The following is a 15,163-nucleotide window of genomic DNA, read 5'->3' on the forward strand; positions in this document are numbered from 1 at the left end:
GACCAGGCGTGGTTGACGTGCCCGACGTTGCTGGCGACCTGCTGCGCGCAGCGCAGCAGTGCCTGGCCGAAGCCGACCCGCTGCGCAAGGTGGCGCTGACCCAGGCCTACGCCGCTGCGTTCCGCGCCGGCCGCCTGAAGGTGGCTGCCGACGCGCCACCGCCAGAGCCGATCCGCATGCCGGGCCGGCCGGCGCAGCTGGTGCTGGTGCACCCGCGCGAAGTGCCGCGGCGCGGACTGGGCGGTGTGGAAGGACGGGCTGCCTTCATCCACGCCATCGCGCATATCGAACTCAACGCGATCGACCTGGCCTGGGACGCGGTGTACCGCTTCCGCGGCCTGCCGCCGGCGTTCCATGCCGACTGGGTCAGCTGTGCCGACGACGAATCGCGGCACTTCATGCTGCTGCGGGAGCGCCTGCAGGTGCATGGCCACGACTACGCCGACTTCCCCGCGCACAACGGCCTGTGGGAAATGTGCGAAAAGACCGCGCACGATGGCCTGGCACGCATGGCGCTGGTGCCGCGCGTGCTGGAAGCGCGCGGCCTGGACGTGACGCCCGGCATGATCGAGAAACTGCGCAATGTCGGTGATGGCGAGACCGCCGATGTGCTGGAAGTGATCCTGCGCGAGGAAGTGGCACATGTGGCTGCCGGTTCGCGCTGGTACCGCTGGTACTGCGACCGCGCCGGCGTCGAACCGCGTGCACGTTTCAAGGAACTGCTGGTGGAGTACGCCGGCGGCTACCTGCACGGACCGTTCAACATGGAAGCGCGCCTGCTGGCCGGTTTCGACGCGGATGAGCTCGCCAACCTGGTCGAACAGGCCGGTTGAAGAAAAGGGGACGGAGGGGATCAAGTCGTTTGTGGCACAAACGACTTGATCCCCTCCGTCCCCTTTTCTCAGGCGTTCGGCAATACCACGCGCTTGCCATCCACCGTCGGCCGGTTGATGTAGAACAGGCCGGGACCCGGCCGGTAGGGTAGTTCGCTGACGCCGGCATCGGCGGCGTAGGTCAGTGCGGTGTCGCCCAGTGCATCGAAGTTCCAGTGCGCCGACTGCATCAGGTAACGCCGGCGCAGCAGCGCCTCCTGTGTCTGCGTCAGCGGCTGCCCGGCCACCAGGCGCCGTGCGATCGGCTGCAGGGCGGACGGCAGCTCCCAGCCAGGAACCTCGGCGGCATTGGCGGTCCATTGCACGCCGGCGTCGATGGCCTGCTGCTGCATCACCTGCAGTGCGATCAGCTGGTAACGCCAGTCGATGCGCCGACGCAGCACCACCGCGGCGGTCACATACAGCACCGGTGACAACAGCACGCTGCGGCTGCCGGCGCGACGCTGCTGCTGCCACTGGTGCCAGACATCCACCCAGACCTCCTTCTCACCCACGCCCAGCTGCTGGCGCCAGCGTTCGGCATCGGCCTGCGTTTCGGCGTAGGCCGTGGTGGCCTGCAGCAATGCCAGTGGAGGGACCTGGTAGTCGGCAACCCCTGGGCGGCGCAGCTGTTGCCGGCGCGGGCGGCTGAGCAGCTTGGGACCTTCTTCCAGCTGGTTGTAGCCACCGCCGATATTCGCGTGTACGCCGGGTAGGGCGATCTCGGCAAACGGCGGTGCCACGCTGGTCAACGGATAGTGCTGGCGATGTTCATCGCGTGCAGTGAGCTGCACGACGTGACCGGCGATGCCGCCGTGCAGGGCCAGCTGCGGCCGCTCATCGGCGCGGCCGCCATTGACTGCAACAACGGTGTCGAACAGCCCGATGAAGCGCAGCACCGGCGTGGCCGGGGCGAAGTTCGCAGTGCAGGACAGGCCGGCGGCCTGCAGCAGCTGGCGCCAGCGCACGCCGTCCCAGCCCTGCAGTTGGTTGGCGATGTCACGTGCGGCAGCAGCACCGCGTGAATAACCGAACAGGTCCAGCTGCACGCCATGCAGCGGTCGCTGCCAGCGTGCGGATAGTCCCGACAGTGCGGCCGGAAGCAGCACCTGCAGCGCGCGCTGCACTTTCGCGCGAACGCCACTGGCACCGATGCCGAAGGCCAGCCCGATCAGATCGTCGTCGGCATCATCGCGGGTACCCACGCCTTCGACATAGATCGACAGCGAGGGAGCGGCCATCGCATCACGGCGGCTGTCCGGATACAGCTGCTGCAGGCGCGCGATGTTGGTCAGGCCGTTGTCGTAGCTGCTGGTCAGCCGGCTCTGGTAGGTCGAATCATCGTCCGCGCGCAGCTGCGCCGGTCGAGGCTGCGGCACCTGCGGACGGCCGCGCGCCAGGTTGTGTGCGTTGTTGCGGGTGCCGTCGAAGAACAGGCCGATCCGCAGCAAGCCGACATCTTCGTCCGTGTCCTTCGCTGGTGCCATGTGCATTCCCCGTCGTGGCCGCGTCACGGTAGCGCGAACGCGGTGTATTGGCGAAGTGTAGTGACGCTTTTGACCTTACTTAACGCAGATGCGGTCGATCACAGTTCCTGATTTTCATTCCCATCTTCTATTGAATTCACACGACCCGCGCAGGCCATATGGCCAAACCCGGCAAACCCGGGCGTGCTGCATCAACGCTGTTCACATCATTCAAGGAGCGACGCAATGTTGTCCAGATCGATTGGCAAAGCGGCAGGTGGCCTGGTGTTGGGTTTGTCGGTGGCGGCAGCCGCGCATGCGGCACCGTTGTTCGAACCGGTGACGGTCATCAGCCGGGCATCGGCCAACAGCGAGCCTGCACTCGGCAAGCTGCTGGCCACCCCGTCCACGGCGACGGTGCAGGAAGTGCGTGTCGACGCGGCGGCTACGGCGCAGCCGCAGCTGGAATTCGAGCTGCTCGGCAAACGGGTGCAGGCGGCGCGCAGCAAGGTCGAGGCGCTGCCCGATGGTGGCAGCATCTGGTACGGCCAGTTCCGTTCGCCGTCCGACCGGTTGACCGCCGCCACCTCCAGCGGCCAGGACGATCCGGGCAATTCGTTGATCCTGGTACGTTCGGGCGACACCATCACCGGTTCGATCCGCAAGGACGGCAAGCTTTATCGCCTGCGTCCACTGGGTAACCGCCACGTGCTGGTCGAAGTCGACGAATCGAGGATGCCAGCCGATCATCCGGCTGACTACAACCAGCTGCCGAAGATCCCGATGGCCGACAACGACCACATCGGCATCGCGCAGGCCTCGTCGGGAACGCCGGCGACCATCCGCGTGCTGGTGGTGGCGACCAATGCGGCGGTCACTGCCTATGGCGGCAACATGCAGTCGCTGGTGCAGCTGGCGGTGGCCGAGTCCAACCAGGGTTACGTCAACAGCAACGTTGGAATCACCATGCAGCTGGCCGGTTACGAGACCACCAGTTACACCGAGTCCGGCAGCTTCGATACCGATCTGGCGCGCTTCCGCGGCACCAGTGATGGCTACATGGACAGCATCCACACCAGCCGCAACACCACCGCGGCCGACGTCGGCGTGCTGCTCATCAACAACAGTGCCTACTGCGGCCTGGCCTCGGGCATCGGCTCGACGGCATCGACCGCTTTCGCGGCGGTGTACTGGGATTGCGCGACCGGCTACTACTCCTTCGCACACGAGATCGGCCACCTGCAGAGCGCGCGGCATGATATCGCGACCGACTCGAGCACCTCGCCGTACGCCTATGGCCATGGCTATCGCTATGAACCGTCCACCGGCACCGGCTGGCGCACGATCATGGCCTACAACTGCACCCGCAGCTGCCCGCGCCTGAACTACTGGTCGAACCCGAACATCAGCTACAACGGCATCCCGATGGGCAATGCCAGTACCGCCGACAACCAGCGCGTGCTGGTCAATACCAAGGCCACCATCGCGGCCTTCCGCTGAGGCCAGGCGCCGACCAGGGGCGGCGTCTACCCGGGCACGTGCACCTGCCCGGGTAGATGCCAACCTTGGTTGGCACCCTCGGACCCATCATTCGCGCGCGAGCGTATCCAGCGACCAGCCGCCGGCATCCACGCGCAGCACCGAACCCTGCTCGTACCAGTCGCCCAGCACGATGCGGGTGCAGGCACGGCCACCGGCCTGCAGCGAATGGATCGCCGGGCGGTGGGTGTGGCCATGGATCATCGTGTCCACGCCATGGCGCGCGAACGTGGCATCGACTTCGGACGGCGCCACGTCGGTGACGGTCTCGAACTGCGCGCGATCACCCTGCTTCATTTCCGACTGGCGGGCCTGGCTGGCTTCGCGCGCCTTCTGCGCGAACGCGATACGCGCTGCCAGCGGCTGTGACAGGAACTGTGCCTGGAACGCCGGGTCACGCGTCTGTGCACGGAACTGCTGGTAGGGAATGTCATCGGTGCACAGCAGGTCACCGTGCTGCAGCAGCACCGGGCGACCGTAGAGGTCGATCATGCACGGGTCGGGCAGGATGCGCAGGCCGGCACGGCGCGCGTAGTCCTCGCCAAGCAGGAAGTCACGGTTGCCGCGGATGAAGTACACCGGCACGCCGCTGTCGGACAGCACCTTCAGTGCATCGGCCACCGCGTCGGCGGCGGGCGAGGGCGTGTCGTCACCGATCCAGGCTTCGAACAGGTCGCCTAGGATGTACAGCGCATCGGCGCCGGGCGCCTGCTCGCGCAGGAAGCGCAGGAACAGGTCGGTGATCTCCGGACGGCTGGGGTCCAGGTGCAGGTCGGAAATGAACAACGTGGTCATGCGGGCATTCTAGGGCATCAACGATGACGGTAGCGCCGCCGGCATCGTGGGGATCAGATCCCTCCCCCGAAGGAAAACGGATCTGACCCCGGGGGCTACACCGGCAACGGCAACCAGGCCAGGCTGGCCGAAGCCAGCCCGATGGCGATGCCGGTGGCGGCCAGCACATCGGACGGGTAGTGCAGGCCGAGTACCACCCGCGACAGCGCCACGCCCGCGGTGAACGGCACCAGCAATGGCGCCAGCCACGGGTAATAGGCCAGCGCCACGATGGTGAACGACACCGCGTGCAGGGTATGCCCGGAGGGGAAGCTGAACTCGTCCAGCGGTGCCACCCAGGCACGGATGCGCAGGTCGGCGGCATACGGGCGCGGGCGCCGGGTCCAGCGCTTGAGGCCCTTGTACAGCAACAGCGCGGCCAGGCCGGTGGCGGCCATGTGCACCGATGCGCGCAGGCCGTCGAAGCCATCAAGCAGCACCAGGGCGCCCATCAGCACATACCAGAACACGCCGTCACCGAGCCGGCTGATGACCGCGAACAGGCGGCGCACACGGCGGCGGCGGCAGTAGTGGTTGGCCCGCCGGCACAGGCGTGCTTCGCGGTCGGCCAGCAGTTCAAGCCGCGTTGTGCGCATGGCCGGTCCTCCGCGACTGGGCCAGTTCGGCCAGCAGGGCGTCGAATTCCGCCACCACCTGCTGCGGATGCAGGCGCTTCATGGCGCGTGCGGCGTTGCTGCCCAGCACGTGGCGCTGCGCGTCATCCGCGGCCAGTTGCACGGCCGCGTCGATGAACTGCTCGTCGTTGTCCACTGCAGCGCCATTCTCGCCATTGCGCAGGTACTCGCGCGCCGCGCCATAGTCGAAGGCCACCGTTGCCACGCCGCTGGCCATGCTTTCAAGGGTCACGTTGCCGAAGGTCTCGCTGCGGCTGGGGAACAGGAACAGATCGCCGCTGGCGAAATGACGTGCAAGCGCATCGCCACGCTGGACGCCGCAGAAGATGAAGTCGGGATTTTCATGCGCCAGCTTTTCGCGGGCCGGGCCATCGCCCACCCACACGAAGCGCGCCCTGGGGCGGATCTGCTGCAGCCGGCGGAAGGCCTTCACCGCCAGCCCGAGGTTCTTCTCCGCGGCGATGCGGCCGACGTAGATCGCCACCAGGCCGTTGCCGTCCACGCCCCACTCTTCGCGCAGGGCAGGGTCACGACGATTCGGATCGAACTGCTGGCTGTCGACCGCGCGCGCCAGCAGGCGCACGCGTTCGAAGCCCTGTTCGCCGAGGAACTGCTGCAGTTCGCGGGTGGGTACCAGGGTTGCATCGGCCTGGTTGTGGAAGCGGCGCATCCAGCGCATCGCGGCGGCCTGCAACCAGGCCACGCCGTAGTCGGGCAGGTACTCGTCGAAGCGGGTGTGGAAGCCACTGGCCACCGGGATGCCGAGGCGCCGTGCGGTGCGCACCGCCGACCAGCCCAGCGGGCCTTCGGTGGCGACATAGACGGCATCCGGGCGTTGCTGCTGCCAATGGCGACCGAGCCGGATTGGTGCCGGCATGCCGAAGCGCAGGCCGGGGTAGCGCGGCAGGGCGGCGCCGGGAACCAACAGGGTGCCCGGTGCGGAGTCCAGCGCTTCGTTGGCCTGGCGGGGCCGGATCAGGTCGATCTCATGGCCGGAATTGCGCAGTCCCTGCTCCAGCCCCTGCACGGTGAGGGCAACGCCGTTCACTTCCGGCGGATAGGTCTCGGTGACGATGGCATAGCGCATGGCGGGCCTCCGGGTTTCCGGCATGCTCGGGCCTGGCGATGTAGCCGATGTGACCGCTTTGCGACCGGCAGATGACGCGGCCGGAAGCGTACGCCACCACGGCCCCGAAGGGCCGTGGTGGGCACCGTGCGTGGTGCGTGGATCAGAAGCGCTGCTGGTATTTCATGTAGATGAAACGGCCGATGTCGAAGCCACCGTAGTAGGAGAAGTTGGCACTCGGCTGGCTGTACATGGCCGGGCCCTGGCGGCCAAAGACGTTGTTGGCGCCGATTGAAACGGTGGCGTCCCACGGCAGGCTGTAGCGCGCCTGCACGTCATGGAAGGTGACCGATCCACGACGGTTGTAGTCGCGCGTACCGCTGAACCACGGCGCGCGCTGGTCGGGGTGGGAACACTCGTTCGGATAATCCTCCGCACCCAGGCAGCGTTCCTTGACGGCGGAGAAGTAACGCAGGCCCCAGGTCAGGCCGAGGTTGCCATGCTCCCAGCCCAGCGACGCGTTGGAGCGCACGCGGAAGCCGATGCCGCCGTTGGTGGCAATGCCATTGCTGGGGATGGCCGGTACGCCGGCTTCGTTGGTGGTCTTCTCTTCGGCGTTGACCACATAGGTGGACTTCCAGTCAGCGCTCAACCTGCCCCAGCGGGTTTCGACCTTGTGGCCGATCTCCAGGTCGTAGCCTTCTGCCTGGCGGAAGCCGCTGTTGCGGTTGCCGAAGTTGAGTTTGTTGACGATGCCCAGCTCCGGGTCGCGGGTGAAGCTGCTGCAGCGCTCGGCAATACCCAGCTCGTAGCAGTCGCGGAGGATGTCGTTGGGATGGTCGGAGACGATGGTGTTGTCGATGCGGATCTTCCACCAGTCCAGTGCGATGTGAAGCCCTTCGGCGAACGTCGGGCTCCAGACCAGGCCCAGAGTGCGGCTGGTCGAAGTTTCCGGCTGCAGGTCGGGATTGGAGCCGTTGGTGAAGGGCAGGGGCGTCTGCCCACTGCTGCCGGTGATGGGTTCATTGCCCTGGCCGAGCTGGCGGTAGGTGTCGGCGTTGGCGATGTCGGCAGCACAGCGCGCGCGGACCTCGGCACTGCTCGCGGCTGCGCCATGGACCGTATCGCAGGGATCGCGGAAGCCGGTGGTGAACGTCTCCGAGCCGCCGCCGTACAGGTTGGCGATGGTCGGCGCACGGAAGCCCTGCGCCCAGGTGCCGCGGACCAGCAGCTGATCGATCGGCTTCCAGGTGAAGCCGAACTTGCTGTTGAGGGTTCCGCCGAAGGTGGAGTAGTCCGAGTACCGCGTCGCCGCGCTGAGGGTCAGCTCCCGGGCACCGGCGAGGTCGCGCAGCACCGGCACGCTCAGTTCCAGGTAGGCCTCGTCGACGCGGTAGCCGCCACCGGTGGGGCCTGCCGCCAGGTTGGTGGTGGCACCGGTCTGCGCAAGTGCATCAGGGATGAAGCGGCCGTCCTCGCGGCGGCTCTCGGCCCCCACGGCGAAGCCCAGCTCACCGGCGGGCAGGCTGGCAAGGCTGCCGCTGAGGTTGGCGAACAGGTTGCGGGTGGTGGTGCGGCCGCGGGTGAGTTCTTCCGGGAACAGCCAATCCTGGAGCTCCGTGTTGCCGGTCAGGCCATAGGGATCGTCCTGGCCATACGGAACCAGCGGGTTCCAGGGTTTGCAGCCTGCGATCGGCGCATCCGGCGTTCCGCATTCGACCTTGCCGGTTGCCGGGTTGTAGAACGAAGGACCGGTGGCATCGGCCACGCGCTGCTTGTGCAGGTTGCCGGTGGCACGTTGGGTCAGCTCACTGCGGTTGTACTGGTAACCCGCTTCCCAGTCGAAGTCGCGACCGCCGAATTCGAAGTTGCCCTCGAGTGCCGCGACGGCCTGCCAGGTGGTCAGATCGCTGGTGCTGACGCGAGGAATCTCCCAGGTACGACGGTTCCAGTGCACATCGCTGGGCGTGTCGTAGCCGTGATGGCTGCCGAACGGATTGAACCAGCTGTCGGCCGACATCGGGGTGATGCCGGCTGGGCCGGACTGGAAGGGATAGCCGGCAATCTGGCGCGTGGTGGTGCGCCGGTTGTAGGCCAGCTGGGTGTTGAAACGGACCTGGTCGTTCAGGTCCACGCGCGCATCGACGAAGATCGAATCGCGCTTGATCGGCGTCTGCAGATGCATCTGCTCGTTGCTGTTGCTGACATCACCGGTGAACGGCGTGTTGTCGCTGAGGTGGAAACTGTCCGGCCCGCCCGGCTGGCTGCCACGGTCGAGGGAATAGCTGCAGCCCCGGCTGTTGCTGCAGCCGGGGCCCTTGAAGCCGGTGATGCGGCCCCACTGGCCGACCGTGGTCCAGCCGTCATCCGCGTGGCCGTCGGTATAGGTATAGGCACTGAAGCCGCGATCCCTGGCCCAGACGCCCTTTTCTTCGACATGCTCGGCAGCAACGCTGATGGAAGCACGGTCATTGGACCAGCCGGCAACCACGTCGTACTGGGTACGGGCACCGTCGCCTTCACTGTATTGGCCGTGATAGACGTTGGCGGTTACACCCTGAACGTTGCGCCGGGTGATGATGTTCACCACGCCGGCCATCGCGTCGGACCCGTAGATGGCCGAGGCACCATCCTTGAGCACTTCCATGCGTTCCACCGCAGCGGCAGGAATGCTGGAGATGTCCTGAAAACCCGAAGTGGTCATGCCCAGCCGCTTGCCGTTGACCAGCACCAGGGTGCGCTGGGCACCGAGACCACGCATGTTCACGTAGCTGCCGCCGGCGGCTTCGCCAGCGCTCAACGGGCTGGCGCGGCTCAATGCCGGGCTGCCGGTCGCGGTCAGGTTCTGCAGGATGTCGGCAACGGAGTTGAAGCCCTGTCGCTCGATGTCGGCGCGGCTGACGGTCAGCACCGGCTGTGCGGTTTCCAGGTCGACCTGGCGGATGCGTGAGCCGGTGATTTCGATGCGGTCCAGCGTGGTGGCTTCCGGTGCCTGCTGCGCGAGCGCCGGAACGGCCAGGGTTGTGGTCGCCGTGATTGCAAGCGCACGACGGATCGCCAGCCCCAGTGCGGGAATACGGATGGTCATGGGTGTCTCTCTCTCAGTCTTCGAAGTCTTCGGTGCGCAGCCAAGCGGGCCGCGCCAACGCCACCGCAGGCGGTGGTTGTTCGAACCTAGTGAAGGAGGAGAGGGAGAGGTATGGGGAAAGGACGAAATCGCCATGGAGCGGCATGACGCTTCCGCACAAACCGGAAGTGAATCAATCGATTGATCTGATCGACGGCGGAGCGATGGACGATGCACCCTCGCCCCGACTCTGGACCGAAAGCGTCATGGCAATTGCAGACAGCGACAACCTGCGCGGAAACAGAAAAGACCACGGCTCCGAAGGGCCGGGGTCGTAGAGCTTCAACAGCTTGTCGAACACGCGCGGAACAGGCCTATGGCGACGCGTCATGACGTGCCGCCCTGGCCGTAGGGATCAGGCCACGAACGGCCGGAACTGGATGCCCAGCCCGGCGATGCCGTCGGTCTCGCCGATCAGGTCGGCGCGGAGCAGCGGGCGCGCATCGATGAAGGCCTGCGGCACGATCAGCGACAGGCGGTTATCGTCCGCGGTCAATTCCAATGCCGGCAGCGGATCGTCCTCGTGGGCGCGGTTGAGCAGTACCGCCAGGCGCAGCAGGGCGGCCAACCGGCGTGCAGTCAGCAGCAGGCGCTCGGGCAGGGCGTCGAACGCGGTCTTGGTCACGCTGCGGCGATGGCTGCGTACCAGTGCGGCCAGCATCTGCTGCTCCTGCCGCGAGAAGCCGGCGATGTCCGAGTGTTCCAGCACGTAGCTGCCATGCACGTGGTAGCCGCTGTGGGCAATCATCAGGCCCAGCTCGTGCAGGCGCGCGGCCCAGCCGAGCATGCGTGCGTCGTCGGCATCGAGTTTCCAGCGCTCCTGCACCTGCTCCAGCAGCGACAGCGCGGTGTCCTGCACGCGGTCGGCCTGTACCGTGTCGATGCCGTAGCGCTGGCTGAGCGCGGCCACCGATTCGTCGCGCAGGTCGTTCTCACCGGCACGGCCGACGATGTCGTACAGGATGCCTTCGCGCATCGCCGCCTTGCTGACCAGCAGCTTCTGCAGGCCCAGGGCCTGGAAGGCGGCCTCCAGCACCAGGATGCCGCCGGCGATGATCGGGCGGCGGTCGCTGGACAGGCCCGGCAACTGGATGTCGTCGATCTTCTTGGCCTTCAGCAGCTCGTCGCGCAGCTGGGGCAGGGCCTCGGCGGTGATCGCGCCCTTGCTCAGCTTCATCGTCGCGCAGATCTCGCTGATTGCCTTGTGCGTGCCCGAAGATCCGAGCGCTTCCTGCCAGCCCAGTGCGCGGTACTTGCTGGCAAAGGGCTGGAACTCGCGGCCGATCTCGGCCAGCGCGTCCTTCCAGCGCTTCTTGCTCAGCTTGCCGCCGGGGAAGAAGCGGCGGGTGCTCGCGATGCAACCGGCCTGCAGGCTTTCACGCTCCAGGGTCTGCATGCCCATGCCGATGATGAATTCGGTGGAGCCGCCGCCGATGTCGATGACCAGCCGGCGCTGGCCGGGCTTGGGCGGTTGCGCGTGGGCCACGCCGAGGTAGATCAGGCGCGCTTCTTCGCGGCCACTGACCACTTCGATGGCATGCCCCAGCGCGGTTTCGGCCGGGACCAGGAACGACTGCGGCGAGCGCAGCTGGCGTACGGTGTTGGTCGCCAGCGCGCGTACCCGGTGCGGCGGCACATTGCGGATGCGCTGGCCGAAACGGGCCAGGCATTCCAGCGCGCGCTGCCGTGCGGCGGAAGAGAGCCCACCTTTGCCATCAAGGCCATCGGCCATGCGCACGGTCTCGCGCAGCCGGTCGATCACCCGCAGCTGGCCGAGCGTGTAGCGCGCGATGACCATGTGGAAACTATTGGAGCCAAGGTCGATGGCGGCCAGCAGGTCGCCATCCTGCAATGCGGGCGGAGTCGTAGTGGTATGCGGCATGGGCGAATGTTAGCCGAAGGGGCGGTGTGCTCGTCACCGCGCGGCCTTCACATTTTGGAAGAGGGGAGTGCGGCAGGGTTGCGCTGCACCCGCCGAATCAACGGCAACAGCAAAAGCGAGCTATCCGTGGGTTGGCGGACCCACCCCGCCTTCGACAGATTTCTGCGATCTGATGGTGGGTGCCGACCGTTGGTCGGCACTGATCCTATCCCGCCCAAAATCGGTGCCTACTGCTCTTGGTAGGTGTCGACCTTGGTCGATACACCGGGTCAGAGCCCCTGCATCAATGCCATCTGCGCGGAATGCGGGGCTTCGTCGTGGGCCGGGGCACGCTTGTGGTAGATGCCGTCGGCATCCAGTTCCCAGGCGTTGAGGTTGTCGTCCAGGTAGTTCTGCAGCACCTCGCGGTAGACCCGCTTGGCCAGCTCCGGGTCGAGGATCGGGAAGCAGGTCTCGACCCGGCGCAGCAGGTTGCGCTCCAGCCAGTCGGCGCTGGCGCAGTACATCTCCGGTGCGCCGTCGTTGCCGAACCAGTAGACGCGGCTGTGCTCCAGGAAGCGGCCGACGATCGAGCGCACGCGGATGTTGTCCGAAATGCCCGGCACACCCGGGCGCAGGGTGCAGGCGCCGCGGATGATCAGGTCGATCTGCACGCCGGCCTGCGAGGCGGCGTACAGCGCGCGCACCACCTGCGGTTCGTTCAACGCGTTCATCTTGGCGATGATCCGCGCGGGGCGACCGGCGGCGGCGATGCGCGTTTCGCGCTCGATGCGGCCGAGGATGCCGGTGTGCAGGGTGAAGGGCGACTGCAGCAGGCGCTTGAGCTTCATCTTCGAGGCCAGCCCGGACAGCTGCTGGAACAGCAGGTGCACGTCGTTGCCGATGTCCGCATCGGCGGTGATCAGGCTGATGTCGGTGTACGCGCGGGCGGTGCCGCTGTGGTAGTTGCCGGTGCCCAGGTGTACATAGCGGCGCAGCTTGCGGCCCTCGCGGCGCACGATCAGCAGCATCTTGGCGTGGGTCTTGTAGCCGACCACGCCGTACACCACCTGCACGCCGGCTTCCTGCAGGCGATCGGCCAGGCCCAGGTTTGCCTCTTCGTCGAAGCGTGCGCGCAGTTCAACAACCACGGTCACGTCCTTGCCGTTGCGCGCAGCCTGGATCAGTGCATCGACAATCAGCGAATCCTTGCCGGTGCGGTACAGGGTCTGCTTGATCGCCAGCACGTTGGGGTCGATCGCCGCCTGCCGGATCAGGTCCAGCACCGCGGTGAAAGCATCGAACGGGTGGTGCAGCAGCAGGTCCTGGCGCGCCGCGGTCTCGAAGATGCCGTCGCTGTCGCGCAGCGTGCGCGGGGTCATTGGCGGGTACTTCAGGTCCGGCTGTGCGATCAGGTCGTACAACTGGATGATGCGGTTGAGGTTGACCGGGCCGTCGATGCGGTACACCGCGTTCTCGGTCAGGCCGAAGTTCTGCAGCAGGGTGCGCACGATCTCGCGCGGCATGTCCTGCGCGATTTCCAGCCGCACCGCCGGCCGGTAGCCGCGATCGACCAGTTCGTCGCGCAGTGCCAGCGCCAGGTTCTCCACCTCCTCCTCGTCCACCACCAGCTCGGAGTTGCGGGTGACGCGGAACTGGTAGGCCCCCTGGACTTCCATGCCCGGGAACAGCTCATCGACGAAGGTGGACAGCACCGAGGACAGGAACACGAAATTCTGCGACCCGCCGAGCTTCTCCGGCAGCTGGATGATGCGCGGCAGCGAGCGTGGCGCACGCACGATGGCCAGATGGCCGGCGCGGCCGAACGCGTCGGTACCCTTCAGCACCACCACGATGTTCAGCGACTTGTTGAGGATCTTCGGGAACGGGTGCACCGGGTCCAGGCCCAGCGGCGACAGCACCGGCATGATCTCGTTGCGGAAATAGGCGCGCAGCCAGCGCCTCTGCCGATCGGTCCAGGAGTGGCGGCCGAGCACGCCGATGCCGGCCTCCATCAGCGCCGGGCGCAGCGTCTCGTTCCAGCAGCGGTACTGCTGGTCGACCAGTTGTGCCGCGCGGTCGTGGATGGCGTTGAGGATCGCCTGCGGGCTCATCCCGTCCGGTGCCGGTGGCAGGCCGAATTCCTGCGCGTGGCGGACGGCGGCGGCGCGGATCTCGAAGAACTCGTCCAGGTTGGTGCAGGAGATGCACATGAAGCGCAGGCGCTCCAGCAGCGGCACCTGCGGATCCATCGCCTGCGCCAGCACGCGGAAGTTGAAATCCAGCTGCGACAGCTCGCGGTTGATGTAGAGCGCCGGGTCGCGCAACGGATCGTTGTCCGGGCTCACGGGGAGGGGGAGGGATCCGAGGCTGCTCATGGCGTCATTCTTCGATGGAAGTCAGGGGGGCGGACTCGCGCGGGCGCACGTGGTCGGCATCGAAATGGCAGGAGAACACCGAGCCCTTGCCGACCTCGCTTTCAATCTCCAGCCGCGCGTGGTGCAGGCCGAGGATGTGCTTGACGATGGACAGGCCCAGGCCGGTACCGCCGCTTTCGCGGGAGCGGCTGCTGGAGACACGGTAGAAACGTTCGGTCAGGCGTGGCAGGTGGGAAGCCGGGATGCCGTAACCGGAATCGCGCACCGCCAGCACCGCGCCATCGCCTTCGCGGCGGAATTCCACGGCGATGCGGCCACCGGCCGGCGTATAGCGCACCGCGTTGGTGACCAGGTTGGAGAAGGCGCTATGCAGCTCCTTGGTGGAACCCTGCAGGTCGACGCCGGCCAGATCGTCGATGCTGATCTGGTGGCGGCCCTGGCTGTGCGCTTCGGCCTCGCGGCGTAGTGTGGCCAGCATCGGCTGCATGGCGACGGTCTCTTCCTCGCTGTGCTCCTGCGATTCCAGCCGCGACAGGGTCAGCAGGTCTTCCACCAGCTGGGCCATGCGCTGGCTCTGCTTGCGCATTTCTTCCAGCATCGGACCGGTGCCCGGGAAATCCTCCGGGTCCATCATGTCCAGGTAACCGTGGACCACGGTGAGCGGCGTGCGCAGTTCGTGTGAAACGTTGGCGACGAAGTCGCGGCGCACCTGTTCCAGGCGCAGCAGCTTGCTGACGTCGCGGGCGATCAGCAGCCAGTAGTCCGAAGAATACGGAATCAGTCGCAGGTTCAGGCGGATCGCGGGATCGACCGGTGAGGGCACGTCCAGGATCGGCTCGGCGTTGCGGCCGCCGGCCAGCCAGTGCGCCAGCGGCATCGGCTGCAGGCGTTCGACCAGCGCCTCGCCGAGGTCGCCCGGATGATGCAGCCCAAGCAGGGCGGTGGCCGCCTCGTTGAACCACTGCACGCGCTGGCTGTTGCGGTCCAGCACCACCACGGCATCGGGCAGCGCGGCGGCAGCGGCGCGGTAGCTGCGCAGCATGTCGAGCAGGCGGCGCTTGCGAACGCGCATTTCCACCTGGTTGCGGTACAGCAGGCGGTCCAGCTCGTTCCAGACGCCGGTGCCTTCCTCGGCGGTATCCCAGCGCTGGCGCGCGGTCAGCCGGCGCAGCACGCTGCGCAGCCGCCAGTAATGCCAGGCCAGGGTGGCCAGCGCGCCCAGTGCGATGCACAGCCACAGGTGACCCGTGAACCACCCCACCAGTCCGGAGAACAGCAGTACCGCGGCAACGGTGGCCAGGGTCTTCAACCAGGCAGAGCGGATGTGGCGGGGCATTGCGATCTCGTCGTTGAAGTGCGGCGGTTCACTGGGGTGAACCGAGGGT

General features: G+C 66.8%; 11 protein-coding genes. 3 read left to right on the forward strand and 8 right to left on the reverse strand.

The annotated features are described in order from the left end of the window. Positions 1 to 8 precede the first annotated feature (8 nt). On the forward strand, positions 9 to 833 hold the full coding sequence (locus AC5P67_RS10245; protein WP_111117980.1) for a ferritin-like domain-containing protein: 825 nt from the start codon (positions 9 to 11) through the stop codon (positions 831 to 833). A 68-nt stretch (positions 834 to 901) separates the two neighbouring features. On the opposite strand, the gene AC5P67_RS10250 is transcribed toward AC5P67_RS10245, so the two are convergent. Beyond that, positions 902 to 2,359, reverse strand: coding sequence for a T6SS phospholipase effector Tle1-like catalytic domain-containing protein (locus AC5P67_RS10250; RefSeq protein ID WP_111193823.1), 1,458 nt, complete (start codon positions 2,357 to 2,359; stop codon positions 902 to 904). 225 nt (positions 2,360 to 2,584) lie between these two features. Between AC5P67_RS10250 and AC5P67_RS10255 the strand changes: the two genes are divergently transcribed. Beyond that, complete coding sequence (locus tag AC5P67_RS10255; protein ID WP_111193824.1) at positions 2,585 to 3,838, forward strand: zinc-dependent metalloprotease; 1,254 nt, start codon at positions 2,585 to 2,587, stop codon at positions 3,836 to 3,838. Between the two features lie 87 nt (positions 3,839 to 3,925). On the opposite strand, the gene lpxH is transcribed toward AC5P67_RS10255, so the two are convergent. The 4 genes from lpxH to AC5P67_RS10275 all read right to left on the reverse strand — a co-directional run bounded on the left by lpxH (position 3,926) and on the right by AC5P67_RS10275 (position 9,500). Further along, entirely contained in the window at positions 3,926 to 4,672 is a 747-nt protein-coding gene (gene lpxH, locus AC5P67_RS10260; RefSeq protein ID WP_012479257.1) for a UDP-2,3-diacylglucosamine diphosphatase, read from the reverse strand. A 95-nt stretch (positions 4,673 to 4,767) separates the two neighbouring features. Beyond that, entirely contained in the window at positions 4,768 to 5,307 is a 540-nt protein-coding gene (locus tag AC5P67_RS10265; RefSeq protein WP_005408251.1) for a phosphatase PAP2 family protein, read from the reverse strand. Continuing rightward, positions 5,288 to 6,433, reverse strand: a complete 1,146-nt coding sequence (locus AC5P67_RS10270; protein WP_111117982.1) for a glycosyltransferase family 4 protein — start codon at positions 6,431 to 6,433, stop codon at positions 5,288 to 5,290. The genes AC5P67_RS10265 and AC5P67_RS10270 overlap by 20 nt, the downstream gene beginning before the upstream one ends. 142 nt (positions 6,434 to 6,575) lie before the next feature. After that, entirely contained in the window at positions 6,576 to 9,500 is a 2,925-nt protein-coding gene (locus AC5P67_RS10275; protein WP_088431125.1) for a TonB-dependent receptor plug domain-containing protein, read from the reverse strand. Positions 9,501 to 9,643: 143 nt separating this feature from the next. Between AC5P67_RS10275 and AC5P67_RS10280 the strand changes: the two genes are divergently transcribed. After that, on the forward strand, positions 9,644 to 9,817 hold the full coding sequence (locus AC5P67_RS10280; RefSeq protein WP_495214662.1) for a hypothetical protein: 174 nt from the start codon (positions 9,644 to 9,646) through the stop codon (positions 9,815 to 9,817). A gap of 77 nt (positions 9,818 to 9,894) precedes the next feature. On the opposite strand, the gene ppx is transcribed toward AC5P67_RS10280, so the two are convergent. The 3 genes from ppx to phoR form a co-directional block, all read right to left on the reverse strand. Next, positions 9,895 to 11,421, reverse strand: coding sequence for an exopolyphosphatase (gene ppx / locus AC5P67_RS10285; protein WP_005408255.1), 1,527 nt, complete (start codon positions 11,419 to 11,421; stop codon positions 9,895 to 9,897). A gap of 269 nt (positions 11,422 to 11,690) precedes the next feature. Continuing rightward, positions 11,691 to 13,778: a polyphosphate kinase 1 gene (gene ppk1, locus AC5P67_RS10290; protein WP_005408256.1), complete on the reverse strand. Its 2,088-nt coding sequence runs from the start codon at positions 13,776 to 13,778 to the stop codon at positions 11,691 to 11,693. A gap of 4 nt (positions 13,779 to 13,782) precedes the next feature. After that, positions 13,783 to 15,114 (reverse strand): phosphate regulon sensor histidine kinase PhoR, encoded by a 1,332-nt coding sequence (phoR, locus tag AC5P67_RS10295; protein WP_005412369.1) that lies wholly within the window; start codon positions 15,112 to 15,114, stop codon positions 13,783 to 13,785. Between the last annotated feature and the right edge of the window lie 49 nt (positions 15,115 to 15,163).

This window comes from Stenotrophomonas sp. YJH_SMC_21 (assembly GCF_059369555.1).

What these genes read in the sequence shown, in the direction of transcription:
- AC5P67_RS10250 (WP_111193823.1), bottom strand. Translation starts at nt 2,359, where the DNA reads ATGGCACCAGCGAAGGACACGGACGAAGATGTCGGCTTGCTGCGGATC.
- AC5P67_RS10255 (WP_111193824.1), top strand. Translation starts at nt 2,585, where the DNA reads ATGTTGTCCAGATCGATTGGCAAAGCGGCAGGTGGCCTGGTGTTGGGT.
- lpxH (WP_012479257.1), bottom strand. Translation starts at nt 4,672, where the DNA reads ATGACCACGTTGTTCATTTCCGACCTGCACCTGGACCCCAGCCGTCCG.
- AC5P67_RS10265 (WP_005408251.1), bottom strand. Translation starts at nt 5,307, where the DNA reads ATGCGCACAACGCGGCTTGAACTGCTGGCCGACCGCGAAGCACGCCTG.
- AC5P67_RS10270 (WP_111117982.1), bottom strand. Translation starts at nt 6,433, where the DNA reads ATGCGCTATGCCATCGTCACCGAGACCTATCCGCCGGAAGTGAACGGC.
- AC5P67_RS10275 (WP_088431125.1), bottom strand. Translation starts at nt 9,500, where the DNA reads ATGACCATCCGTATTCCCGCACTGGGGCTGGCGATCCGTCGTGCGCTT.
- AC5P67_RS10280 (WP_495214662.1), top strand. Translation starts at nt 9,644, where the DNA reads ATGACGCTTCCGCACAAACCGGAAGTGAATCAATCGATTGATCTGATC.
- ppx (WP_005408255.1), bottom strand. Translation starts at nt 11,421, where the DNA reads ATGCCGCATACCACTACGACTCCGCCCGCATTGCAGGATGGCGACCTG.
- ppk1 (WP_005408256.1), bottom strand. Translation starts at nt 13,778, where the DNA reads ATGAGCAGCCTCGGATCCCTCCCCCTCCCCGTGAGCCCGGACAACGAT.
- phoR (WP_005412369.1), bottom strand. Translation starts at nt 15,114, where the DNA reads ATGCCCCGCCACATCCGCTCTGCCTGGTTGAAGACCCTGGCCACCGTT.